The 23,278-nt window shown below is 51.4% G+C and carries 26 protein-coding genes and 5 tRNA genes; 23 read left to right on the top strand and 8 right to left on the bottom strand.

Going from position 1 to position 23,278, the window contains the following annotated elements; translation table 11 throughout:
• Positions 1-28: 28 nt before the first annotated feature.
• From HGBM_RS10785 to HGBM_RS10845, 13 genes are all read left to right on the top strand, one after another.
• Positions 29-105, top strand: a tRNA-Asp gene (locus HGBM_RS10785).
• Positions 106-181: 76 nt separating this feature from the next.
• Positions 182-257, top strand: a tRNA-Phe gene (locus HGBM_RS10790).
• A 6-nt stretch (positions 258-263) separates the two neighbouring features.
• Positions 264-339: transfer RNA gene (locus tag HGBM_RS10795), tRNA-Lys, on the top strand.
• A 57-nt stretch (positions 340-396) separates the two neighbouring features.
• Positions 397-472 (top strand) — tRNA-Gly (locus tag HGBM_RS10800).
• A gap of 192 nt (positions 473-664) precedes the next feature.
• Complete coding sequence (locus HGBM_RS10805; RefSeq protein ID WP_019121123.1) at positions 665-2,278, top strand: MarR family transcriptional regulator; 1,614 nt, start codon at positions 665-667, stop codon at positions 2,276-2,278.
• Positions 2,279-2,341: 63 nt separating this feature from the next.
• Positions 2,342-3,304: a thioredoxin-disulfide reductase gene (trxB, locus tag HGBM_RS10810; protein WP_019121124.1), complete on the top strand. Its 963-nt coding sequence runs from the start codon at positions 2,342-2,344 to the stop codon at positions 3,302-3,304.
• Positions 3,305-3,512: 208 nt separating this feature from the next.
• Positions 3,513-4,391: an RNase adapter RapZ gene (gene rapZ, locus HGBM_RS10815; protein ID WP_026074321.1), complete on the top strand. Its 879-nt coding sequence runs from the start codon at positions 3,513-3,515 to the stop codon at positions 4,389-4,391.
• A gap of 159 nt (positions 4,392-4,550) precedes the next feature.
• Positions 4,551-5,540, top strand: coding sequence for a gluconeogenesis factor YvcK family protein (locus HGBM_RS10820; RefSeq protein WP_051029650.1), 990 nt, complete (start codon positions 4,551-4,553; stop codon positions 5,538-5,540).
• Between the two features lie 6 nt (positions 5,541-5,546).
• Positions 5,547-6,497, top strand: coding sequence for a DNA-binding protein WhiA (gene whiA, locus HGBM_RS10825; protein ID WP_019121127.1), 951 nt, complete (start codon positions 5,547-5,549; stop codon positions 6,495-6,497).
• Between the two features lie 48 nt (positions 6,498-6,545).
• A complete protein-coding gene (locus HGBM_RS10830) occupies positions 6,546-6,803 on the top strand; it encodes an HPr family phosphocarrier protein (RefSeq protein WP_019121128.1) in 258 nt (85 codons plus the stop codon).
• A gap of 109 nt (positions 6,804-6,912) precedes the next feature.
• Complete coding sequence (locus tag HGBM_RS10835) at positions 6,913-8,040, top strand: WD40/YVTN/BNR-like repeat-containing protein (RefSeq protein WP_019121129.1); 1,128 nt, start codon at positions 6,913-6,915, stop codon at positions 8,038-8,040.
• Positions 8,041-8,107: 67 nt separating this feature from the next.
• A complete protein-coding gene (locus tag HGBM_RS10840; RefSeq protein WP_019121130.1) occupies positions 8,108-8,326 on the top strand; it encodes a hypothetical protein in 219 nt (72 codons plus the stop codon).
• The gene (locus HGBM_RS10845; RefSeq protein WP_019121131.1) at positions 8,326-8,505 is read left to right on the top strand and encodes an H-type small acid-soluble spore protein; all 180 of its coding nucleotides are present in this window, start codon (positions 8,326-8,328) and stop codon (positions 8,503-8,505) included. The genes HGBM_RS10840 and HGBM_RS10845 overlap by 1 nt, the downstream gene beginning before the upstream one ends.
• Before the next feature lie 62 nt (positions 8,506-8,567).
• Here HGBM_RS10845 and clpP read toward each other — a convergent pair whose 3' ends face one another.
• The 5 genes from clpP to HGBM_RS10870 all read right to left on the bottom strand — a co-directional run bounded on the left by clpP (position 8,568) and on the right by HGBM_RS10870 (position 11,926).
• The gene (gene clpP / locus HGBM_RS10850; protein ID WP_019121132.1) at positions 8,568-9,167 is read right to left on the bottom strand and encodes an ATP-dependent Clp endopeptidase proteolytic subunit ClpP; all 600 of its coding nucleotides are present in this window, start codon (positions 9,165-9,167) and stop codon (positions 8,568-8,570) included.
• A gap of 145 nt (positions 9,168-9,312) precedes the next feature.
• Positions 9,313-10,434, bottom strand: a complete 1,122-nt coding sequence (locus tag HGBM_RS10855) for a bactofilin family protein (RefSeq protein ID WP_019121133.1) — start codon at positions 10,432-10,434, stop codon at positions 9,313-9,315.
• 4 nt (positions 10,435-10,438) lie between these two features.
• Entirely contained in the window at positions 10,439-10,987 is a 549-nt protein-coding gene (locus HGBM_RS10860; protein WP_019121134.1) for an anti-sigma factor family protein, read from the bottom strand.
• The gene (locus tag HGBM_RS10865; RefSeq protein ID WP_019121135.1) at positions 10,971-11,588 is read right to left on the bottom strand and encodes an RNA polymerase sigma factor; all 618 of its coding nucleotides are present in this window, start codon (positions 11,586-11,588) and stop codon (positions 10,971-10,973) included. The genes HGBM_RS10860 and HGBM_RS10865 overlap by 17 nt, the downstream gene beginning before the upstream one ends.
• Positions 11,589-11,701: 113 nt before the next feature.
• Positions 11,702-11,926 carry a hypothetical protein gene (locus HGBM_RS10870; RefSeq protein ID WP_019121136.1) on the bottom strand — a complete coding sequence of 75 codons (225 nt, stop codon included), beginning with the start codon at positions 11,924-11,926 and terminating at the stop codon, positions 11,702-11,704.
• Between the two features lie 245 nt (positions 11,927-12,171).
• Here HGBM_RS10870 and HGBM_RS30330 point away from each other — a divergent pair, with 245 nt between their 5' ends.
• Together HGBM_RS30330 and HGBM_RS27205 are read left to right on the top strand one after the other, a co-directional pair.
• On the top strand, positions 12,172-12,330 hold the full coding sequence (locus tag HGBM_RS30330) for a hypothetical protein (RefSeq protein WP_019121137.1): 159 nt from the start codon (positions 12,172-12,174) through the stop codon (positions 12,328-12,330).
• 73 nt (positions 12,331-12,403) lie between these two features.
• Entirely contained in the window at positions 12,404-13,006 is a 603-nt protein-coding gene (locus tag HGBM_RS27205; protein ID WP_245552941.1) for a zinc ribbon domain-containing protein, read from the top strand.
• A 51-nt stretch (positions 13,007-13,057) separates the two neighbouring features.
• Here the strand turns inward: HGBM_RS27205 and HGBM_RS30955 are convergent, their stop codons facing one another.
• Positions 13,058-13,252, bottom strand: a complete 195-nt coding sequence (locus HGBM_RS30955; RefSeq protein ID WP_019121139.1) for a hypothetical protein — start codon at positions 13,250-13,252, stop codon at positions 13,058-13,060.
• Between the two features lie 259 nt (positions 13,253-13,511).
• Here HGBM_RS30955 and HGBM_RS10890 point away from each other — a divergent pair, with 259 nt between their 5' ends.
• Positions 13,512-14,657 (top strand): competence protein CoiA, encoded by a 1,146-nt coding sequence (locus tag HGBM_RS10890; protein ID WP_026074323.1) that lies wholly within the window; start codon positions 13,512-13,514, stop codon positions 14,655-14,657.
• Here the strand turns inward: HGBM_RS10890 and HGBM_RS30335 are convergent.
• Positions 14,654-15,052: a hypothetical protein gene (locus HGBM_RS30335; RefSeq protein ID WP_147512858.1), complete on the bottom strand. Its 399-nt coding sequence runs from the start codon at positions 15,050-15,052 to the stop codon at positions 14,654-14,656. The two genes, HGBM_RS10890 and HGBM_RS30335, sit on opposite strands and share 4 nt — an antisense overlap.
• A gap of 57 nt (positions 15,053-15,109) precedes the next feature.
• Positions 15,110-15,188, bottom strand: a tRNA-Arg gene (locus HGBM_RS10900).
• Positions 15,189-15,357: 169 nt separating this feature from the next.
• On the opposite strand from HGBM_RS10900, the gene rpoN reads away from it, so the two are divergent.
• The 7 genes from rpoN to tpiA all read left to right on the top strand — a co-directional run bounded on the left by rpoN (position 15,358) and on the right by tpiA (position 23,273).
• Positions 15,358-16,740, top strand: coding sequence for an RNA polymerase factor sigma-54 (rpoN, locus tag HGBM_RS10905; protein ID WP_019121141.1), 1,383 nt, complete (start codon positions 15,358-15,360; stop codon positions 16,738-16,740).
• Between the two features lie 5 nt (positions 16,741-16,745).
• Positions 16,746-17,048: a glutaredoxin family protein gene (locus HGBM_RS10910; RefSeq protein WP_019121142.1), complete on the top strand. Its 303-nt coding sequence runs from the start codon at positions 16,746-16,748 to the stop codon at positions 17,046-17,048.
• A complete protein-coding gene (locus HGBM_RS10915; RefSeq protein ID WP_019121143.1) occupies positions 17,042-18,877 on the top strand; it encodes a hypothetical protein in 1,836 nt (611 codons plus the stop codon). The genes HGBM_RS10910 and HGBM_RS10915 overlap by 7 nt, the downstream gene beginning before the upstream one ends.
• Positions 18,878-19,049: 172 nt before the next feature.
• Positions 19,050-20,075, top strand: a complete 1,026-nt coding sequence (locus HGBM_RS10920; protein ID WP_019121144.1) for a sugar-binding transcriptional regulator — start codon at positions 19,050-19,052, stop codon at positions 20,073-20,075.
• Positions 20,076-20,203: 128 nt separating this feature from the next.
• Positions 20,204-21,208 (top strand): type I glyceraldehyde-3-phosphate dehydrogenase, encoded by a 1,005-nt coding sequence (gene gap / locus HGBM_RS10925; RefSeq protein WP_019121145.1) that lies wholly within the window; start codon positions 20,204-20,206, stop codon positions 21,206-21,208.
• 102 nt (positions 21,209-21,310) lie between these two features.
• Entirely contained in the window at positions 21,311-22,492 is a 1,182-nt protein-coding gene (locus HGBM_RS10930; protein ID WP_019121146.1) for a phosphoglycerate kinase, read from the top strand.
• A 16-nt stretch (positions 22,493-22,508) separates the two neighbouring features.
• Positions 22,509-23,273, top strand: a complete 765-nt coding sequence (tpiA, locus tag HGBM_RS10935; RefSeq protein WP_019121147.1) for a triose-phosphate isomerase — start codon at positions 22,509-22,511, stop codon at positions 23,271-23,273.
• The last annotated feature ends 5 nt before the right edge of the window (positions 23,274-23,278 follow it).

Consider the following 23,278-nt stretch of genomic DNA (forward strand, 5'->3'; position numbering starts at 1 on the left):
CATTCCTTTACTGCCTTGCCTTTTACATGGAGCTGTGGTGAAGCTGGAGTTCACGCCGGTCTGTCACACCGGAGGTCGCGGGTTCGAGTCCCGTCAGCTCCGCCATTTCAGGGTAGCAAATTGCGGGCCTCTCACCCGTACCGGGTTTTTCTTTTCTGTAACGCCAGAACCAATGTGATTTGGTTCGGTAGCTCAGTCGGTAGAGCAGAGGACTGAAAATCCTCGTGTCGGCGGTTCGATTCCGTCCCGAACCACCATGTTGCGAGCCATTAGCTCAGTTGGTAGAGCATCTGACTTTTAATCAGAGGGTCGAAGGTTCGAGTCCTTCATGGCTCACCACCTTAATATCCCAGGGGCGCTGCGAGATTCGGAGTGCTTTTTGCGGGGACATTCTCTGCGGACGTAGCTCAATTGGTAGAGCGTCGCCTTGCCAAGGCGAAGGTCGCGGGTTCGAGACCCGTCGTCCGCTCCATAGTAGAACTGCAGGAGGGTCTCTCACCCGTACCGGGTTTACCCTATCGTATAGACCGATTACCACTTGCATTGGCAGGTGGTTTTTCTTTTTCCATATTTTTCAGCACTTGTCTATACGCTATGACTTGAGCCTATCTGCGGGATTTGGTACGATACATGGGAGCAAAGCAGCTAGAAGATCGGAGGTTTTATGAAAAACAGTGAGGAAAAGACCACGGTCGTCGATTTTATACGCGATGCCAGTTTTTTTGCAGAACTGGGCATGCGACTAGCGCGTCGGTTCGACTATCCGAAGGCACTTCGGTATTTACGCCGTGCTGTCGATTTGGAACCGGAGAACGCGACCTACAACTGCTATTTGGCAAGTGTTCTTGCGGAATTGGGACAATTTGAAGAGTCAAACAATATATTGTATCACATCGTTGAAAGCATCGATCCGGGACTGGTAGATGTTTATTTCTATCTCTCTAACAACTATGCGAATATGGAAGATTTTCAGATGGCGGAAGAGCTGGCTTTGCGATATCTGGAGGAAAGTAAAAACGGCACGTATGCGGAAGAAGCGGAGGAACTGCTGGATTACCTTTATTTTGAGCTCGATCTGCCGCCGCGCCGTTTATTGGATCAATCCACCGACATCCTTTATGCCAAACATGAAGAGGCAAGAAGGTGCTTGGAGGAAGGCCGATTTTTGCAGGCGACAGAATGCCTGAAAGAAATCGTGGAGAAGCATCACGATTTTTTGCCTGCCTGGAACAATTTGGCGCTGGCTTACTATTACACCGGCCATTTTTCCAAGGCCTTGGAAACCATCGAGCACACGCTGGAATTGGAACCTGGAAATTTGCACGCTTTATGCAATATGGCCGTGCTGTTCTCCCACCACAATCGCGTAGGCGAGCTGCTGCCGCTTTTGCAGCAGCTAAAAAAGGTGGTTCCTTTTACGAGTGAACATCTGTTTAAGCTGGCGACCACCATGGGAGTATTGGGCCAGCACGAAGAGGCGTACTTTTTGTATCGTCGGCTGCTGGGGAGCCACTATCATCAGGATGCCAGCACATACCACTATGCCGCGATTTCCGCTTATCTGTCCGGCAGGCGCGAGCAAGCTGTGAGGTGGTGGGAAAAGGTTAAACAACTGGATCCGGATTCAGGCGTTGCCGATTACTATTTACAAATGGTAAAAGAGCAGCATGATGGAGAAACTATAAGCAACATGACGTACCATTACCATGTCCCAACCGGCAAGATCAGGTTTTCGGACGAGTGTTCCTATCAGGAAAGTCTCAAATCCGATCCGATGGTCAGGGCTTCGTTGTTGTGGGCGCTGCAGCACGGCAGAGACGATGCGAAGCAATTAGTGATCGAGACGATGATGCTGATTGCCGACGAGGAGGCGGAAAAAGCGCTTCGCCTTTTCTGTGACACGACCGATGATCCGGCGTGGCGGGAATATGCGCTTCAGGCCTTAAGCGAGATGGGGGCAGAGCCGCCTGTCAGCGCCGCCCCTGTCGCACTGGCGTCAAGCGAAGATCAAGTGGTCAACTGCATCAACATGTGTCTGACTTCAAAAGTGGAGCGGGAGTGGGCAATTCAGACCTGGTCGACTTACCAGATAAGAATGGAAATGCCTGTACGGGTGCGGAAAGCTGAGGCGTGGGTAGCGGCACTGGAATATCTGTATCGGAAAAAACAGGGGCAAAAAATGACGCAAACCGCTTTGGCGGAAAAATACGGTGTTTCGTCACAGACCATTTCAAAGTGCGTGAAGGAAATCTCTAAGCTTGATTTATACAAATTCTAACTTTATAATTAATATAAAGTTATGTGAAAAGAGAACCATCCGCGCGACAGGAGGTTGCAGAGAATGAGTGAACAAGCAAAAGTATACGATGTCGTAATCGCCGGGGCAGGACCTGCAGGGATGACGGCCGCAGTCTATACAGCTCGGGCAAATATGTCTACAGCGATGATCGAACGGGGGATTCCCGGCGGTCAAATGGCCAATACAGAAGAAATTGAAAACTATCCGGGTTTTGCCTCCATTTTGGGGCCGGATTTGTCGACAAAAATGTTTGAGCACGCCCAAAAGTTTGGGACAGAATACATCTACGGGGACATCAAGGAAATTCGCGATGGACACCCTTATAAGACAGTCGTTACGTCCGATAAAGAAATCCTGGCTAAATCAGTCATCGTCGCAACGGGAGCTGAACATCGGCTGCTCGGGGTGCCGGGTGAGAAGGAATTTTCCGGCCGCGGGGTTTCCTATTGCGCGGTGTGTGACGGGGCGTTCTTCCGCGGCAAAGAGCTGGTGGTTGTAGGCGGCGGGGATTCGGCTGTAGAGGAGGCGATCTTTCTGACCCGCTTTGCCACGAAAGTGACAATCGTACACCGCCGCAATGAGTTCCGAGCCCAAAAGATCATTCAAAAAAGGGCTTTCGAGAATGAGAAAATCGAAGTCATTTGGGATACAGTCGTGAAAGAGATTCGCGGCGACAATGTCGTCACAGGTGTCTTGCTGGAAAATGTCAAGACGGGGGAACAGCGCGAGTTTGCCACTAACGGCGTATTCATCTACGTCGGAATGGATCCATTGACCGAAGCGGTAAAGCATCTTGGCATCACCAATGAAGCAGGTTACATTTTGACCGACGACCTGATGAAAACAAAGGTTGAGGGGATTTTCGCAGCGGGCGACGTCCGGGAGAAAACGCTTCGCCAAGTTGTCACAGCTACAGGAGACGGCTCCATTGCAGCACAGTCGGCCCAAAACTTTGTCGAATCTTTAAATGAACGACTGAAAGAAGAAAACGTCACAATTTCTTAATTCTCTTGTAACATTTATGAAATATTCATGGGTTATGATAAAAATATGAATTGACCCCCTTTTTCTATACTTCCATTCGCGTGGCCGAACTTTGGCCACGTCTTTTTTTGGTCAGAAGAAGATGTCTCATCCCGGGTGAGCAAAAGATGCGATGACGACGGTCAATATGGTATGCTTATAGAAGGATCAGAGGAGGCGAGAAGCAGTGATGGAAACAAGAAAAGAGAAGGACATCAACTTACTCATCATCACGGGCATGTCAGGGGCAGGGAAAACCACCGCAGTCCAAAGTTTGGAGGATCTCGGTTTCTTTTGTGTTGACAATTTGCCACCCATCCTGATCCCAAAATTTGCTGAGCTTATGATCCAGTCCGGCGGAAGTATAGAGCGCGTTGCCCTGGTGATTGATCTTCGGGGCAGGGAATTTTTCGAGAGCTTATTCGAAGCAATCGACAGACTGAATGAGATGGACGGGATCTCCTTTCAAATCCTTTATCTGGACGCCAACGATCAGGTACTGGTCACCCGATATAAAGAAACCCGCAGGCGCCATCCGCTCGCCCGGGGCGGTATGCCATTGGAAGGAATTCAGGTTGAACGGCGGATGCTGCAGGAGATGAAGGGCCGGGCGAATCAAATTATTGATACCAGTCAGATGAAGCCGCTTCAGCTGCGCGAAAAAATCATTAGCCAATACTCCCAGCAGAGCTCGCAATTAACGATAAACATTTTGTCATTCGGCTTTAAATACGGCATTCCTATCGATGCTGACCTCGTGTTTGACGTTCGCTTTCTGCCAAATCCGCACTACGTTGACGAGCTTCGTCCAAAGACGGGCTGCGATCAGGAAGTAGCGGAGTATGTAATGAAATGGAGCGAGACGCAGGAGTTTGTCTCCAAGCTGCTTGATTTTCTCATATTTACACTGCCTCAGTATCAGCGCGAAGGGAAGAGCCAACTTGTAATCGGTATCGGCTGTACGGGCGGTAAACACCGTTCTGTGACTATTTCGGAATACATTGGTAAAGTGATCGGCAAAGATTTTCCTGTCAGAGTCACACACCGTGACATGGAAAAGAGCAAATAGTCATAGGATGACAGGGATAGCAGCAGGTCAATCAGCAAAACGGTCATGCCGTTTTGCCAGCCGCAACCAGTCAAATTCGAGTTTTATGAAAAGCGTCAAGACGTTTTTCACAGAAAAAGTCAGCTTGAGTATTGCCATCGGGAGAGAAAGAGGTGACTTATGTCTATAGGAAGAAGGGGAATTCAATCAAGCGATGTGCTCCGGGTCGTTGTCATTGGCGGAGGCACCGGTCTTTCCGTACTGCTTCGCGGGCTGAAGGAGGAACCCGTACACATCACGGCGATTGTTACGGTAGCGGATGACGGAGGCAGTTCCGGACGCCTGCGGGAAGAGATGGATATGCTGCCCCCGGGGGATATACGCAACGTCCTGACTGCTTTGGCCGATACGGAACCGCTGATGGAAAAGGTGATGCAGTATCGATTTTCAAATGGCACAGGTTTAGCTGGACATAATTTGGGAAATCTATTACTTGCAGCCATGAATGAAATTTCGGGTGACTTCGTGACCGCTGTCAAGGGATTAAGCAGGGTTTTAGCGGTACGCGGGGACGTGTTGCCTGCATCTAATCAATCTATTCACCTGAAAGCGGAGATGGTGGATGGTTCCGTCATTTCCGGGGAATCGCAAATCCCTTTGGCGGGAAAGCGGATCAAGCGCGTCTTCCTCGACCCTCCAGAGGTTGTCCCGCTGGAAGAGGCTTCGCGGGCGATCGCCGAGGCCGACGCGATCATTATTGGGCCAGGCAGTCTGTATACGAGCATTTTGCCAAATCTGCTTGTGCGAGGATTGTTTCAGCAGATAAAATTGTCTGCCGTTCCCAAGATATATATATGCAATGTGATGACACAGCCGGGAGAAACCGACGGATTTACCGCATCTGATCATGTGACAGCCATGTACGAACACGTAGGCACGCCTTTCCTCGATACAATCATCGTAAACACGGCGGATGTGCCGGAAGAGGTATTGGAAAAATACGCAGAAAAGGGCTCGGCACCGGTGGTCTGCGACATCGAGCAGTTAAGGGCCCTGGGGTTGCAAGTCGTCGCGGATCAATTTATCGCTTATGAGGATGGTTTCCTCCGTCACAATGCAAAGGTCGTAAGTCAAAAAGTCGTCTCAATCTTAAAGCGGGGGAAGGAGTGAAGCGCCATGTCATTCGCCGCCCATACGAAAAAGGAACTGACGATGCTGGAAGTTCCGGATTGCTGCAGCAGGGCGGAATTGGCTGCGCTGATCCGGATGAATGGGAGCATCCACTTTGGTGCGGGCCGATTTGTTCTAGATGTAGCAACGGAAAACGCAGCAATCGCCAGACGCATCTACATCCTCATCAAACGGCTGTTTAAGGTTCACGCTGAGCTGTTGGTACGCAAAAAAATGCGTTTGAAAAAAAATAACGTCTATATTGTCCGTATTCCACACCACGCCGGTGAAATTTTGGAAGATCTGCGGATTATGGATAAAAACCTGTCCTTTTACCCGGGGATTTCGCCAGATCTGGTAAAGACGGCATGCTGCCGCGGAGCTTTTTTGCGCGGAGCCTTTCTAGCAGGGGGGTCGGTCAATCACCCGGAAGCGTCCAGCTACCACCTGGAAATTTTCTCATCCTACCAGGATTTTTGTGAAGCGCTGACCGCTTTGGCCAACCGTTACCATCTAAATGCAAAGTGCATCGAGCGGAAAAAAGGGTATGTGATGTACATCAAGGAAGGTGAAAGGATAACGGAGTTCCTCAGCTTGATCGGTGCTCATCAAGCCCTGCTCTACTTTGAGGACGTTCGCATCGTCAAAGACATGCGCAATTCGGTGAACAGGCTGCATAACTGTGAAATCGCCAACATTAACAAGACGGTAAACGCAGCCACCCGGCAAATGGAAAACATCCAACTGATTGAGAAGGAAATGGGGTTGGACAGCCTGCCTCCCCGTCTGCGGGAAGTTGCAGAGCTTCGGCTTCAGAATCCGGATATCAATCTCAAGGAACTGGGCGAGATGCTGCCAAGCGGTCCCGTGAGCAAGTCAGGGATTAACCACCGCCTTCGGAAAATTAACGAAATCGCAGAGAAATTACGAGAAAAACAAAATATTTCTCTTTCTTAACATGCTATAATGGAAAACACTAGCAACGTTTTTAGGGAGGGTTTGGATATGGTACAGCAACAAGTGCTTGTGAAGCTTAGGACCGGACTGCAGGCACGGCCCGCCGCTTTCTTTGTTCAGGAAGCGAATCGTTATGCTGCAGAAATCTTTGTTGAAAAGGGAACGAAAAAAGTGAACGCCAAAAGCATTATGGGAATTATGAGTCTGGCGATCGGCACCGGTACGGAGATTACCATTACCGCAGAGGGGCCGGATGCTGCTCAGGCTGTGGCAAGTTTGGCCAAACTGGTCAGCAAAGAAGAATAGGCGAATGGGAAAAAAGGCAGTTGCGCTAGTCGTAAACGCCTTTTTTAGTGCAGCCCTGGCCATCGCCAGTCCTACATACCATACTCATGGAAGTAAGGAGGAGATAAACATGAAGATGCGCAGTTCATTTCCGGTGATGTTGATCCTTGGCATGCTGATCGCTTTGGTTTGTGTTCCATTCGCAGCCGCGCCCAAGGCGCAAGCAGCCCCTGCGGATGGGATTCAACTGGCGGGCTTTCAGATGATGGATGAAATGGTTGGCTACACTTGGGGAACACATGGCAGTACCCTCATGCTTTATCGAACGGCAGATAATGGTAAAACGTGGAAAAACATTGCGCTGCCGGCTGTAAAAGTTTCCGCCACTCCGGCATATGGACGTGACCTGTTCTTTTTTGACAAACAGAATGGGTGGATCGCCGGCAGCAGCGGGGAGCGCGGAGTGATCTTGCACACGGTGAACGGCGGGGAGAAGTGGACAGTCCTGCCCGCACCCGGAACCGGCCAAGTCGCTTCGATGGATTTTATCGCTCCGCAAACAGGCGTGCTGCTGGCTTCGGATGGGATCCTGTATCTGTCCCAGGATGGCGGGAACACGTGGAAGAAAGGGAATGCGTCATTTGCGGGCAGCGAAAACGTCAAAGAGATGCTGTTCCGGGATGTACAGAATGGATGGATACTGAGCCCGGGAGATGATAAAATCCCGCACCTGTTCCGGACCCGTGACGGCGGACAAAAATGGGAGCTGCTCAGTTTGCCGGAGCTTACCCAAGCATGCAATCCGGAGATGTTATCTGCCCCGATCTTCTTTGGCGGCGATAAGAAAAAGGGCTGGTTTCCGGCGCGATGCAACAAAGGGGAAAGAAAGCAGTACTACGTTTCCTTTACGGAAGACGGCGGAGAGCTTTGGAAAGCAACTCCTATCTATACGAAACTGGCAGGTCAGTTCACCGGCGCGGTTCCGCTGGTTTTTGCCGATGATCAACGCGGCTGGTATGTGCAAACGCAGCAGGTGTATCAAACGACAAACCGGGGCGTTACCTGGAATTCCACATTGCCGGACAAAGGGTTGATCGATGCGTTTAACGCTTACCCGAATGTTGTCCAGATGCAGTTCGTATCGGCGAACACAGGGTGGATGCTGCTGAGATCCATGGATGGGAAAAAAACACAGCTGCTGCAAACAACGGACGGCGCCAAAAGCTGGCATGCAGCCAGTCCCGTTGCCAATAAATAAACGGTTTGGGAATATTTCGGCTTGGATTGGGCATTGCTAATGGTACCAAGACATGGGGAGGGTTGGTATGACGGAAAAACATGAAGCGATGCCCGATTCGCAGCACGAAGGTCGCGATCAGTACTTTATGGATATTGACCGCATGGTGAATGAGGGACTGGGCGGAGGTACCGTCAGCGATCAAAATGGCTTGATCGAAGAGACGTCGACTGATTCCATGGATGGTGTCTACACGACTGACGAGAGCAGGCGTGGCCTGGAAGCAGCAGAGGAGGAATTGACGTAATGGACACAGTACGAGCCGAGGAAATCATGGCATCGACAGAAACGATCAAAGTGGAATACGAAGGCGTTCCCGTCTGGATCGATGGAGTGGATCGCCAGACGAACACCGCCCGCGTTCACGTCCAGAATAATCCCCAAGAGCAAAAAACGGTACCGGTTGATCAATTGATAGAGCGTTAAAAGGTACGAAAAAAGCTTTCCTGGAAACAGCCAGGAAAGCTTTTTTGCACCTATACGCCTTTTTACTTGCCTTTGTTCGTCGGAGCAGTGGTGATCACTTCGTCGATCAAGCCGTATTCTTTTGCTTCCTGTGCCGTCATGAAATGGTCGCGGTCGGTATCTTTCTCGATGCGTTCAATCGGTTGGCCGGTCCGCTCGGCGTAAATCTGGTTCAGACGTTCCCTCATTTTGATGATTCGCTTGGCGGCGATTTCGATATCGCTTGCTTGGCCCTGCGCTCCGCCCAGCGGCTGATGAATCATCACTTCACTGTTCGGGAGGGCAAACCGTTTTCCTTTGGCTCCGGCGCACAAGAGGAAAGAGCCCATAGATGCTGCCATTCCGACACAGATCGTTGACACATCCGGTTTGATATGCTGCATGGTGTCGTAGATGGCCATTCCGGCGGTAATGGAACCGCCCGGGCTGTTGATATACAGGCTGATGTCTTTGTCGGGATCCTCCGATTGCAAGAAGAGGAGCTGGGCAACGACACTGTTTGCGACTACATCGTTAATAGCTGTTCCCAAAAAGATAATACGGTCTTTCAGGAGGCGTGAATATATATCGTAAGCGCGCTCCCCGCGGTTTGTCTGTTCGATGACGGTTGGGATCAAATTCATATGCAAACTGGTTCCTCCTTTCGGGTTCATCTTTATCATACACAATTGGTCAAGAAAGGTCAAACGATAACTTGCTGTCGATTCCCTACTAATTGTAACCACAAACGTGCATCAGCTAAACCTGCGTGACGGAGCCAAAACGGAATTATCGGGCTGCCTCGTTGGCCCGGCGCACCACCGCAGCCAGACTTCCCAAAAAGATCATCCAGATCGCGATGGCAAACACCCAGCCGAGGAAAGGCACTTGGAGCAGGATATATACGCCCAAAATGCCGATCAGTTCTGCGGCAAGCGGGTGCAGGCGCCAACGAAACTGACGGGCCAGCCGCATCCCCGCCCAACAGCCGACGAAGATTTTGGACACGTAGAGAAGCAGTCCAAGCGACAGGGCCAGGGCGATCGCGACCGGTATGCCCACCAGAGTTACCATCAGGACGATCGCAAACAGCGGAGCCCCAATCAGCAGCAGGGCGCCGACGCCAAGTTGTGAGCCGATGTTCGTATCCATCCCTTGCTGGATCCGCAACAGGGCGGTAGGGAACAGATAACGGATGATCAGCCAGAGCAAAAGCGTACTGAGCAGGGACACAAGCAGCGAGATGATCGGGAAATTGAATCTGCTTTCTTCCTTTGGCTGATACTGGGTGAACTTTTCCTGTCCGGCCAGCTTGGCTCCCGGTTCGATCAGCGCTTTTTGCGGACTGGTGTAAACCAGGTCGCCATTGATTACGGCAGACGACTCAATTTTTATATTTTCCGCCCGCAGCGCGGAGATGCCTTTTCCGATCGTGCCCGTTACCCGCAAATTGTGGACAAGGCCATTGAACTCCTTATCGACGGTCCCGAAGAGGTCAACAGTGTCGGTAAAAGCGTAAATGCTTCCTTTGATGTTCGCCTGGTCGGGAATAAACAGGTTTGCACTGCCAACCGTTATATTGCGGCCGACGGTGCCGTTAACGGTCAACCGCTGTGTAAAAGCCCGTACATTGCCTTCCACCGTGCCGTTGATCAGCGTATCTCCAGCAAAGGCGATGACGTCCCCCTGAACCTTTCCGAGGATTTGCACGCTATCCGCAAAGACGTACACATCGCCTTCCACCGTTCCTTCGATCACTGCCCTTTTTCCGGTAATCGCCAGGTCACCCTGATGGGTTTCTGAGCGCATCAATACGTACGTGTCCTGAGTGACCGCACTGAAGGCAAATACTGACGTGGAAAAGGCGAACAACATGAGCAAGAGTGAAATGGCCCAGATGAATTTCTTCACGATTTCATTCCTCCCTCACGCCAGTATTGATAGATGGACGGCGTGTGTTTAAGACAATCAGCGCAGCAAATAATCCTAAAATAAGAAGTAAAATGGCGTAAAGATTATTTGACGGGATCCGTAACACGTAGATGAGGTTTTCCTTCATCCAAAACGTCGTAGTCCAGATCACCTTTTCCTTCCAAATATTCCAGATTGGAGACAGCCAAGAAGTGATAATGTTTGGTAAAAAGAGGAAACCAATCAGCAGGGCACCCAGCAAAGCGCTGTACCCGTACACCATTCTGCGAAGGCGGAGTTGGTGTTTGGTTTTGTGAATCGAGGCAATTGCATTGATTTGAGCTGTTACATGCTCGGACAGAGGGAGCGGCGCAAGTGACTGATCCATCCCGTGGAAGGATTGTTCAATCATGAGCAAGTCGGATCTCCAGTGTACACATGTGCTGTAGCACTGCGGGCACTGAGACAAGTGATTTGACACGATCTCCTGTTCTTCCGGTGTCAGTTCGTTCTCCAGGAACATCATCAAAGTTAGTTCATCGAGATGAGACATCTGAGACACTCCTTTCCGTTACGTGTTGCTGATAGAGATGCTTTAATTGCTTGCGGGCCCGAAACAGCCGCGTGCCCACTGTATTTTTGGTTAAACCGACAATATTGCCAATTTCCTCGTAGCTTAATTGTTCGGTGAAACGAAGCGTAAGGATGAGGCGGTCGACTTCGTCCAAGTGTTCGATCAGGCCGGCTACACGGCTGTGAAATTCCTTCTCCAAGTAGAGGGATTCAGGCGTGTCGACTAGTAAAGGGTCTTTATTTAGTTCGAAGTGAAGCAGATCATCCTCCAGCACGATCTCCCGCCTCTTCCGCAAGTAGTCGATGCACGTGTTGGAAGCGAGCCGAACGAGCCATGAATGAAAAGGCAGGGAGGGGTCGTACTTGTGCAGGTTTTGCGCTACTTTCAGCCAAATTTCGTTGTTTACATCCTGAGCATCGTGGAAGGAGTAAACCATCTTCTGGACAATCCGCGTCACTCTCTGGCCAAAAAGCTCCATCAGCGAGCGGAAAGCCTGAGCGTCGCCTTGCAGGAAAAGTCGTATATGGGTTAACGCTTCCCGGTTGATCGCGTAAACCTCTTCATGATACTGCTCTTCCATCAGCTTCCCCCCTTCCACTCAACAGTACGGATTTCCTAAGATAAGAATTTCACGTTTGCCATGTAAATGCAACAAAAAACGCTCAGACTAAAGCATGAGCGAGAAGAGACGATTTATGGCGGTGGTTCTTCGTCATCTGCCTCTGTCAGGTCGACTGCCACGCGGAGTTTGGCTTTCAGCTTATGCCCTTTGATGATCGTGTAGTCATCAACCTTCTGACTTTCCAAACGGTTGAGGGCTTCCGCCAATGTCTGTTCATCCCGATAAGGCTGGATGGTGAGCAAACACTCATCATCGCTTGCTTCCTGGTAAATCAGGTAGTAGCGGTCGTCGGGCATGCCTGCCGCCTCCTATTTTCACAAGTTATCCACAATTTTATCAACAGGTTGTGCACAAAAACGTCTGTTCGTGGGATAAATAGAGAGTATAAGCTAGTTTTCCTTGTTTTTTCCTGCTCTATACGCTTCGTGCTGTGATGCCTTTCTTAATTGACGAGTCAAGAAATTCGGAGTATGATTATATTACAAAATTGTGAATTTTCTGGACATAAGCCTGAATGAAATAGGGAAGGAGTGTAGCTGTCATGTTAGCCTTTCTTGCCTTCACGGTCATCCTATTTATCATTGTAGGGTTCGTCATCTATCTCACGTCCAAAGGTTTGAGTCACGATTCCAAGAACTACGACGAAAATCATCTGTGGGACTTATTTAACCGGCCCAACGACAAGAATCTTCACATGTAAAAACGTACAGACGCAGTGACGCTGCGTCTGATTTATTTTATTTTCGCAGAAGACTCCCACCTCGAACAGCTATTTGATCAACGGAAGGCCTTTAAAGAGTAAAAACAGCTACTATAACAAGGAGATCGCGCGGCTCACTTCCATCGCCATGAAACAAACCGGCAAGAGTGAGGAATTTGTTCGCACACACCGTATTCGTTCTTTGCAGGGAAAACGGAATCGCTATGTCCATAACTTCTTGCATCAAGCGAGCCGGAAGATCGTGGATCTCGCGTGGAAACATCGCTGTCATACCATCGTCATGGGTGACATGAAAGACATCAAGCAAGAGAATCCCTGCAAGATGTTTGTGCAGATTCCCCATGCCCGTTTTGTGGATCTCATCACCTACAAGGCCAAACTCCTTGGGATCACCGTTTTCAAGCAGAACGAAGCGTACACCAGCGGTTGTTCTGCGCTCGATGAGGAGAAAGTTTCGAAAAAAACATACTCATCCAAGCGACGCATTCATCGAGGCCTTTTTGTGTCCAACTCAGGGTTCAAGATCAATGCAGACGTAAACGGGAGCCTGAATATCTTACGAAAGTACCTGGGTGGAAAAGGTAGTCCTGCGCTGATCCAATCAGCAAGGGATAATGGGTGTTTGAAGCATCCAAAACGTATTCTTGTCGTGTAGGACAGGAAACATTTGAATCCCCCCACCTCTAAACGAAGGTGGCGGGAGTCTTCAATTTCCTTTGGTCAAGATGCATGGTACTCCGAATCCAATCGCACCCGGCTCTGACATCTTCTCCAGGTAGCGCAGGCCGCGCTGGCAAGGCGTCGGGCATACCTTGCAGGTGTCGGATGTGACGATCTTCATTCTCGACGAGCTGCGGTGTGGCGCCGATGCATCTGCCTTTTTCTTGTATTTTTTTGACAAGTTCCTTCCCCCCTCACACCGTCTGGAATTATCATATGAACGTGCCGGGACGCTGTCCGTTCTCCAGTAGGGGAAAGGGGTAGGAGTTTGCGGAGAAACAGGAAAAAAGGGCGGATGGGGATCCGTTTTGGCAACGATAACAGGGGGCAATGTGACAGAAAAACGCAAGGAAAATGAAGTACCCCTGTCCTTTTTGTAAGACCAATGTTTTTGTCCCAAAAGATCCATGTATATTTAAGAAAACGGCAGGGAGTCTATTGTGAGTGTAAAAATACCTTGTTGTGTTCACCAGGACGGATTCCATATTGATATTCATGATTTTTCAGCTAGGGAATTAAGAGAGTGGTCAGGCAAAAAGTTGCTTTGTCCAAATTGCGGTGGAAAATTGGTATTTCGGGCCGGACAACAGAAGGCAGCTCATTTCGCGCATGTATCGCCGTGCAAATCTGCGTATTATGAACCGGAGACAGTTGAACATTACAAGGGGAAGCAACTGATCAAGCAATGGCTGCAAAACCTGTTTCCCGGCAACCTGACAGAAACCGAATGCTACGTTAAGGAGGCGCAGCAGCGGGCAGATGTCATGACTGTTTTTCCTGACGGGCATCGGTTGTGTCTGGAAATCCAATGTTCATCGATACCGGCGGATCTGTGGCGGAAACGCTATTATGCTTATCAAAAAGCAAATGTTAGCCAGGTCTGGCTAGTTGGGGGAAGTATGCTCAATCTGTCAGGAAAGGCTATCGGGAAAATCAGACTTAATCAATTTTTGCGAGCACTTCTCCAGCAGCAAAACGATCAATTATTTGTGATTGATGTAGAAGCAGAGAAGCTTGTATACCTTTCTGACTTACTTCCGTTAAAAAAGTATAAAACGATTTTTAGTTGCAGGGATGTCTGGCAAGAGTCACTGTTTCGAATCAGGGTGTCACGCTGCGGTACCATATCGACTGAAGAAGCTGAGCGGCACTTTGCCCAAAGAAAGATGCGGGAGAAGCAAGTACAGCTGATGCAGCAAAAACGGGATGCCCAATTAATTGAAAAAATGAGAGCCTGGACGTACCCGGAGGTCTACTTGAGACATAAAGAGAGATATAGGTTATACATGTCCCAACACCCGGTTTATCATCTGGTTCAAACCTGCTGTAAAGTCGATCTGAAAGCTGCACCGGCTCTTTTTAATCAAGCGATGAGGGCGATCAGGCATTTAGGTTGGATCATCGATTATGGCAGGCATATTTGTATTTTACTGAGATCTATCGTATTTATCGACGAAGCTCAAGATATGATAGTGGAAGGATTACCCCTAAATTATTTGTTAAAAATATCGTCTGCGGAACAGCAAAGCTGCCTCGTCGTCCATTTAAAGACGGCATTCAGCCGTATATCAACCGTTCCCTGTTAAAGGCAAAGAAGGTGGATCCGCAGGTGTTTCAGTCCATACGTACAGTCCATGAAGTGATTTATGAATATTTGGATCGGCTGGCTAACCTGGGAATTCTGCGCAATATTACACCACAACGAGACACTATTCATTCGCATCAAAAACTGTTCGGGAGGTTTGAAGTGATGTTCGACTGCTTTGACCCGGTAGTTTTTCAAAGTGAAGCAACCATTCGGGAATTTTTTCAAACCCATCAACTCTCTTACAGGTATCAAATGTGGCACGACCGGAATTCGGGAAAAAGATTTTGGTAATAAATGGTGAATGTCTTTTCGCTCTATTGACGGGTAAATCCGTTGGGAGGGCGTTGTTTTGTCTTCTTGAGTTGAATAAGAACGGCCATAAAATGCAGCCATGAAAAAACCTCCGTTCTTCACGGAGGTTATACGCATGTAAGCAACGTTTAATATGGATGGCGCGCCCGAAGGGACTTGAACCCCTGCAAGACGTGGCTCCGGAGGCCACCGCTCTATCCAACTGAGCTACGGGCGCAAAACTGGATACCTGTCTTATTATACAAGATAGAACAGTGAATATCAAGAAATACTCTCTTCCCAATATTGGGGGAAGAATGATTTTTTTTATTTGGCAGGAAAATTGCAAGGGAGAAACGAATACTATATAGCGTGACCAAGATCTGCTTAAGAGGGGGCTATTACAAGTGAACATGGGTTTTGGATTGTATCAAGAGCAGACGCTAAAGCTTGTGATGACGCCTGAATTACGCCAAGCGATTACGATCTTGCAATTTTCTGCTCACGATTTGGTTTCTTATTTACAGGAACAGGCCACCGAAAATCCGGTTATCGAGCTCCAGGAGGTCAGCGCCACGATCGAACCGCCCAAGCGGATGGAGGAGCGTCCGACAGTCGAATTTGACTGGAAGGAGTTTGCCTGGAATCGTTCGACCGGAGATTATGTTGTCAATAAAAATGAAAGCACTTTCAATCCGTTGGATCTCGTTCGCGCACCCAGTTTCAGCCTGTACGACTTCCTGGAAGCACAGCTGAACTACGTCAAGGACATCACGGCGTCGCAGCGAAAAATTGCTTTGTTTTTGATCGGCAACCTGGATGACAAGGGGTACCTGGAAATCAGCCTGGAGGAGGCGGGAGAGAGGCTGGGTGTTTCGCTGCCGGAAGCGGAGGAGGCGCTGGCGATTGTACAGCGGCTCGAGCCGGTCGGAGTGGGAGCCCGCAATCTGGCCGAGTGTCTGCTGCTTCAGCTGGAATACGAGGGATTGGATGACGAATACACGGTAGAAGTCGTCAAGGGCCACCTGGAGGACTTGGCCAATAATCGTTTTTCGCGGATTGCCGACAGGCTGAAAATCAGTGTGGAACAGGTGCAGGAGATCGCCGATGTCGTCCGTTCGCTCAATCCCCGTCCGGGAGCGGCTTACAATCGGGGAGAGACGCGCTTTGTCACGCCGGATGTCACTGTGGAAAGGGTCCAGGGGGAGTACGTCGTCCTTGTCAACGATGCTTCCACCCCGCGGCTGCAGATCAACAGCTTTTACGAAAAAATGCTGCGGGAGGCAGGCAGCCAGGACGAAGCCCGGCAGTTCATCCAGGAAAAATTAAATGCGGCCTTCTGGCTGGCAAAGAGCCTGGAGCAGCGGCGTTTGACCTTGATGCGGGTAACCCAGGCGATCGTGGAACTCCAGCGCGACTTTTTTGATTACGGAGTTCACTGCCTGAAGCCGATGACGCAAAAAGAAATTGCGGAGCGGGTCAACCTTCACGAGTCAACGGTCAGCCGGGCTACCAGCAACAAGTACGTCCAGACTCCGCGAGGCGTGTTCGAGTTAAAATACTTTTTCACTTCCGCCTTGTCGATGGCAAACGGCGAAAGCGCTTCTTCGGAGAGCGTGAAGCGGAGGTTAAAGGCGATGATCGAGGAAGAGGATCGCAAAAAGCCGCATTCCGACCAAAAGCTGGCTGAGATGCTGAGCAAGGAAGGCATCGAGATCTCGCGCCGGACCGTTGCAAAATACCGCGAAGAAATGATGATCCCATCGTCTGCAAAAAGAAAGAGGTACTAAATACAATGACATCCCATGTTTTTTCAATTACGTTATACGGCCGCCCCGGCTGCCATCTCTGCGACGACCTGGAGCAAAGCATCAGGGCGGTCGGCAGGGATATTCCCCTGACTCTCGAAGTGGTAAATATCTCCAATCGCCCCGAGTTGGAAGAAAAATACCTCTTCACCATTCCGGTGGTGGCGGTAGACGGCGAGGTCGTCTTTGAATCGGTATCCCGTGTAGTGACAGAAACGGAATTCCGGGTGGAGCTGTCAGGTCGTCTGGATTCCAAGTTGAAGCAGAGAAAAGGAGAAAACGAATGCTAATCTTAGGTACGGCGAAGGCGGAAAGGGTGCAGATTGAGAAAGTCCTTGATTATGTGATGGAACAGTACTTCTTCATTAGCCACAGACACTGGGTTGAGCAAGGGTTGTCAGCAAGTCTGCAGACGCTGGAAATAACGCTGGAAGAAGCCGAGGCAGAGCCATGGCTGTCGACCCGCCTTCACTGGGAGTGGCTGGATCGGGCGGGTGCCGAGGGACAGACATTTGCGCAGCACTTGTTGTTGACAAAAAACAAGCGGCTTCCGCTTCGCTCAGTGCTTGAGAGATTGGCAGATACACACAACGGCTTTTACCAGGTTGTCTCCATTGCCAATGAAGAGGAAATGATCTTGGCCGACCTGTTTACCGGGAAGCTTTACCCCGTAAGAGTAGAGCCGGAGGAACTGGCTCTGCCGTGGTCCATTTTGATGACGAGGCTGTACCCGCTCCCTGACGGCCATTGGTTGATTGTGCAGAACCCCTGCATTCTCGCTCCTGCCTATGCAAGAAGTCTGCGGGAGTGGTGGCGCCGGCTTCAAGACGACAGGTTCACGGCTGCTCACCCGCCGCTTGCGGACGAAGACAGCTATTCGGCGTACCTGAAATCCAACGGGTTGTCGCTCGCCTACAAGGCTGTAAATGCCGCTGATGGAGAACTGTTTGAGCAGGATGCCGAGCGGATCTCTTCCTTGATGACATTGTATCAGGAGGATCGGGCCGGGCTTCAAGAAGAACTGGACAAGCTCGATGCGGACCAAAAGTGGCTGTTTTACCAGAGCCTTCAGCATCTCATGTGGTTTGCGGCAGTGGAGGGCGGAGATGAACCGCCTGCGCTTGATTGCGAATTCAGCATAGGCGGGAAAAGGTCCGTGTTTGCCTGGAGCGAGAAAATCGCCGAAGCTTTCCGGAACTCCATTTTCCACGAGGAAAACCTCAGCGGCTTCGCAGAAACCGGAAAGGGAGGACAGGAAACTCTTGACGAAATGGCTGTCTTGCTGGATCAGCTGGTGACGTCAGGCATTGCCTCGCCCCAGTTGAAAGAGATTTTTCTCAAGCTGAAGGACGGAAGGGACTTGTCCCAATTCGAGGCTCGCCTGCTTGAGCGTGAACTGGCCAATATGGAGAAGATGGCGGAAGAACTGCCGGATGAAGCTGTGCTGTTTGACTCCGTGGACGAAGAGGAGATTGAGCTTCCGTGGTTTGATGCCACGTTCGGGCTGTTTCGCAATGAAGTGCTGCGGGACAAGACTGACGCGACGAAAGAAAAGTACGATGACGCCATCTCGGCGTTTAAAGCGTACCTGTCCATGCGCGGACACGAGATACATCATTGGGGCGATATCACGGAAGAACATATCGCGGAATTTATCTGTTGGTGGTACATTTGCATGGATGTGAGCAGTACCCGTACGGGAGCTGCGCGGCTGGTGTCGGCGATGGGACGACTGCTCCGCTGGCTGGACAAAGCAGATTGGGTAAAACTGTGGCGGGCGTGCAAGCCGCTGCTGGACGAGTGGAAGACGACGCTGCCGCACTGCTTCCTGGTTCGGGAAAGGGCTGAAAAATGTTTTGGCAACGCCCTGCTGCTGGAGGAAAAATGGGAAGATTGGGACGGGTCGTTTCAACTTCTGGAACGGACTGGCCAGAACCAATGGCGTGTGCTGGATTGCGAAAAGCGCAAGAAATGTATCGTCAGGGTTCCCGCCGAGTTGGACAGTGTGCTGCAAGCCGGTTTGATCCTTTCAGGCCTTCTGAGGAGGTCGAAAAAAGAGTGGAGGCTAATCGGGGTATACTACGTCCACCCCAAACAAGCCTTGAAGTATTTGTGGTAGAGAACCGGGCCGGGCAGGGGCTGCACCTTGCCGGGCTTTTTCATTTCTTGCCACCCGTTTCCGGCTGTGATACACTACAGGTGAAAGATCTTATTTTTTTGCTTTGCGTGGGACTAAAATTGTATATAGCGGGACATTTTTTGTCCATACTCCTTATATAAGGAGGAGATGTATGCGTAGTCTGATTGAAGTGCAGCAGAAGCTGCTTCCTGATTTGGTAAATGTCCTGCGTAAACGCTATACGCTTCTGCAGTCGATCTCCCATCTTCAGCCGATCGGCCGAAGGGGCTTGGCCCAGGCGATGATGACCACGGAACGCATCCTGCGGGCCGAAGTCGAACTATTAAAAGAAATGGGCTTGATTAACGTCTCGTCTGTCGGGATGACCTGTACCGAAGAGGGGTATCGCATTTTGGAGCAGTTGGAGGCGATGGTGAACGACTTGTTCGGGTTGAATCAGCTTGCCGGGCAGCTGCAAGAGCTTCTCGGCATCCCGGAGGTAATCGTCGTCCAAGGCGACTCCGACCAGTCCGAGTGGGTCAAACACGAGCTGGGGCGGGTCGGGGCGCGTTTGTTGAAGCAGCATGTCTGTGAAGGAGATGTGATCGCTTTGACAGGGGGCTCCACGGTCGCCAGCGTAGCCGAGCATTTGACTCCGTCTGCCGTGTATCGCAGTGTTCAATTTGTTCCTGCGCGCGGCGGATTGGGAGAAAAGGTGGAACTGCAGGCCAATACCTTGGCCTCCGAGATGGCGGCGAGAACCGGAGGCAGCTACCGGCTGCTTCACGTTCCGGACAGATTGAGCCCGGACGCCTTCCAGTCTTTGCTTGCGGAGCCGCAGGTGGCGGAAGTGATGGAACTGCTTCACTCCGCTCGCATCGTCGTCCACGGGATTGGAGACGCATTGACGATGGCCCGGCGCCGCAAATATGACGAGAGCGAGCTCGAGGAGCTGGAACAGGCCGGGGCTGTTTCCGAAGCGTTCGGCTACTATTTTAATGAAGCGGGCGAAATCGTCCACCGAATGCCGACCATCGGCCTGCAGCTGGAGGATGTAAAGCAAGCGGAAGTCGTTATCTCTGTTGCCGGCGGAGCGAGCAAGGCAAAAGCGATCCAGTCCTTTGCCAAACAAGCGTGCCAGAACGTGCTCGTCACCGATGAAGGAGCGGCCCTGACGCTGCTTGGTCAGAAGCCTTAGCTGGAATCTGACGTCGTCGTATCTGCCTGGGACTTCTGTGGAAACACTAAGGGCGGTCACATGCAGGAGAGTCCTGCCCGTTAGGGTTCATTTTATGAAGGTACTGAAATTGTTAGGAGGTCTTTTTTATGGTAAAAGTAGGGATTAATGGATTTGGACGAATCGGTCGCAATGTATTTCGCGCTGCATTGAACAATCCGAATGTAGAAGTTGTCGCCGTCAACGATTTGACAGATGCCAAGACTTTGGCCCATCTGCTGAAGTACGACACGGTGCACGGGGTGTTGGATAAGACGGTCGAAGCAGGAGAAGGATGCCTGATCGTCGGCGGAAAAGAGATTAAAGTACTGGCAGAACGCGATCCAGCCAACCTCAAGTGGCAGGATTACGGCGTAGAAATCGTCGTCGAGTCTACCGGACGCTTCACCAAGCGGGAGGACGCAGCGAAGCACCTGGAGGGCGGAGCCAAGAAGGTCATCATCTCCGCTCCGGCGACGAACGAAGACATTACGATCGTCATGGGCGTCAACGAAGACAAGTACGATCCGGCAGCACACACGGTCATCTCCAATGCGTCTTGCACGACGAACTGTCTGGCTCCGTTTGCCAAAGTGCTGCATGAGAAATTCGGAATTGTCCGCGGCTTGATGACCACTGTACACTCTTACACCAACGACCAGCAGATTCTCGATCTGCCGCATAAAGACCTTCGCCGGGCCCGTGCCGCAGCGGAAAATATCATTCCGACCTCGACAGGCGCAGCAAAAGCGGTTTCCCTGGTGCTGCCGGAGCTGAAAGGAAAGCTGAACGGCTTTGCGATGCGTGTGCCTACGCCGAATGTTTCGGTGGTCGACCTGGTCGCCGAACTGAAAACGGACGTGACAGTGGAAGAGGTAAACCAAGTGCTGAAAGAAGCGGCAGAAGGCCCGCTCTCCGGCATCCTGGCCTACTCGGATGAACCGCTCGTCTCTTCCGACTACAATGGCAATCCGGCTTCTTCGACGATTGACGGCTTGTCTACCATGGTCCTGGAAGGCAACATGGTCAAGGTTGTCTCCTGGTATGACAACGAGTGGGGCTATTCCAACCGCGTCGTAGACCTGTGCCAATATGTTGCACAGCGCGGCCTGTAAACGTACAATAGAAGCGGCAAGTTGAAAAGGGAGAGCAACCTCTCCCTTTTCCCGTACGTTTATAAGGTATAGCAAGCATCCTATCACAAGGAGGAGCTGTTCATGTCGAAGAAGTCCATTCGCGATATCGACTTGGCCGGGAAACGGGTTTTTTGCCGGGTCGATTTCAATGTGCCCATGCAAGACGGCGTGATTACCGACGATACCCGCATCAGGGCGGCGGTCCCGACGATTACGTATTTAACGAAAGCGGGGGCGAAAGTGATCCTGGCCAGTCACTTTGGCCGTCCGAAAGGTGAAGTCGTAGAGGAAATGCGCCTTACAGCAGTGGCGGAGCACCTCAGCAAGCTGCTCGGCCAACCCGTGAAAAAACTGGCCGATTCGACCGGCCCGGAGGTAGCGGCTGCCGTTCGGGAGATGAAAGACGGCGACGTCATTCTGCTGGAGAACGTCCGCTTCCATGCCGGAGAAGAAAAGAACGACCCTGAACTGGCCAAGGAGTTCGCGTCATTGGCTGACGTGTTCGTCAATGATGCGTTTGGCACCGCTCATCGCGCCCACGCTTCAACGGCGGGCATCGCACAGTACATACCGGCTGTCGCTGGCTTGTTAATGGAAAAAGAGCTTCAATTCCTCGGCGGGGCCTTGTCAAATCCTGACCGTCCCTTCACTGCGATCGTCGGCGGGGCCAAGGTAAAAGACAAGATTGCCGTCATCGAGAATTTGCTGACGAAGGTTGACACGCTGATCATCGGCGGCGGAATGGCCAACACCTTTATCAAGGCGCAGGGCTACAGTGTCGGCGCCTCGCTGTGTGAAGACGACAAGCTGGAGCTGGCCCGCTCGCTGATGGAGCAGGCAAAGCAGCGCGGCGTGCAGCTGCTGATGCCGACAGATGTGGTCGTCGCCGATCGGTTTGCCGCTGACGCCGAGACAAAAACCGTATCGATCGACGCGATTCCAGACGGCTGGATGGCGCTTGACATCGGACCTGCGACGGTGAAAACGTTCCGCGAGGCCATCCTCGCCTCCAAGACGGTCGTGTGGAACGGGCCGATGGGCGTGTTTGAGCTGGACAAGTTTGCGAGCGGAACGGTGGAAGTGGCAAAAGCGATGGCAGAGTGCGCCGGAACGACGATCATCGGCGGCGGTGACTCGGTGGCTGCGGTGGAGAAGGCCGGCGTCGCCGATCGGATGACGCACATTTCTACCGGCGGCGGGGCTTCCCTGGAGTTTATGGAAGGCAAAGATCTGCCGGGTGTAACCGTATTACAGGATAAATAGCAGGAGGTAGGCAGCAATGAGAAAACCGATACTGGCTGGCAACTGGAAGATGTACAAAAGCGTTGCCGAGGCGGCAGAATTTGCCCGGCAATTGCCTGCTGAAGACCCGGCAAACGGAGTTGAAAAAGTAATCTGTGCGCCGTTTACGGCTCTGGCTGCGCTAAGTGAACGGCTGAAGGGAAGCCCTTACCAGCTGGGCGCGCAGAATATGCACTTCGCGCAGCAGGGAGCCTATACCGGCGAGATCAGTCCGCTGATGCTAAAAGAGCTGGGCGTAGCCTACGTGATCCTCGGCCATTCCGAGCGGCGCCAGTACTTTCAGGAAACGGATGAACTGGTCAATAAAAAGGTAAAAGCTGCCTTGGCGCACGGATTAAAGCCGATTATCTGCGTCGGCGAGTCGCTTGAGGAACGGGAAGGCGGCAAGACGGAAGAAGTCGTTCGCAGCCAGACAACGGCAGCTTTGGCAGGTGTAAGCGCGGAGCAGGCGGCTGAATTGGTCATCGCATACGAACCGATTTGGGCGATTGGCACAGGCAAGTCGTCGACCGCCGAGGACGCCAACCAGACCATCGCCTGCATTCGCCAGGTCGTCGCGGCAGTGTTGGGGCAACAGGCGGCGGAGCAGGTGCGGATTCAGTATGGCGGCAGTGTCAAACCGGAGAACATCGCAAGCTTTATGCAGCAATCTGACATCGACGGAGCGCTCGTCGGCGGCGCCAGCCTGGCAGCAGACAGCTATCTCGCCCTGGCGCAAGGCGCTCTCGTGGCGAGGGGGTAACATCG

The organism is Brevibacillus massiliensis (genome assembly GCF_000311785.1).
Classification (GTDB): domain Bacteria; phylum Bacillota; class Bacilli; order Brevibacillales; family Brevibacillaceae; genus Brevibacillus_C; species Brevibacillus_C massiliensis.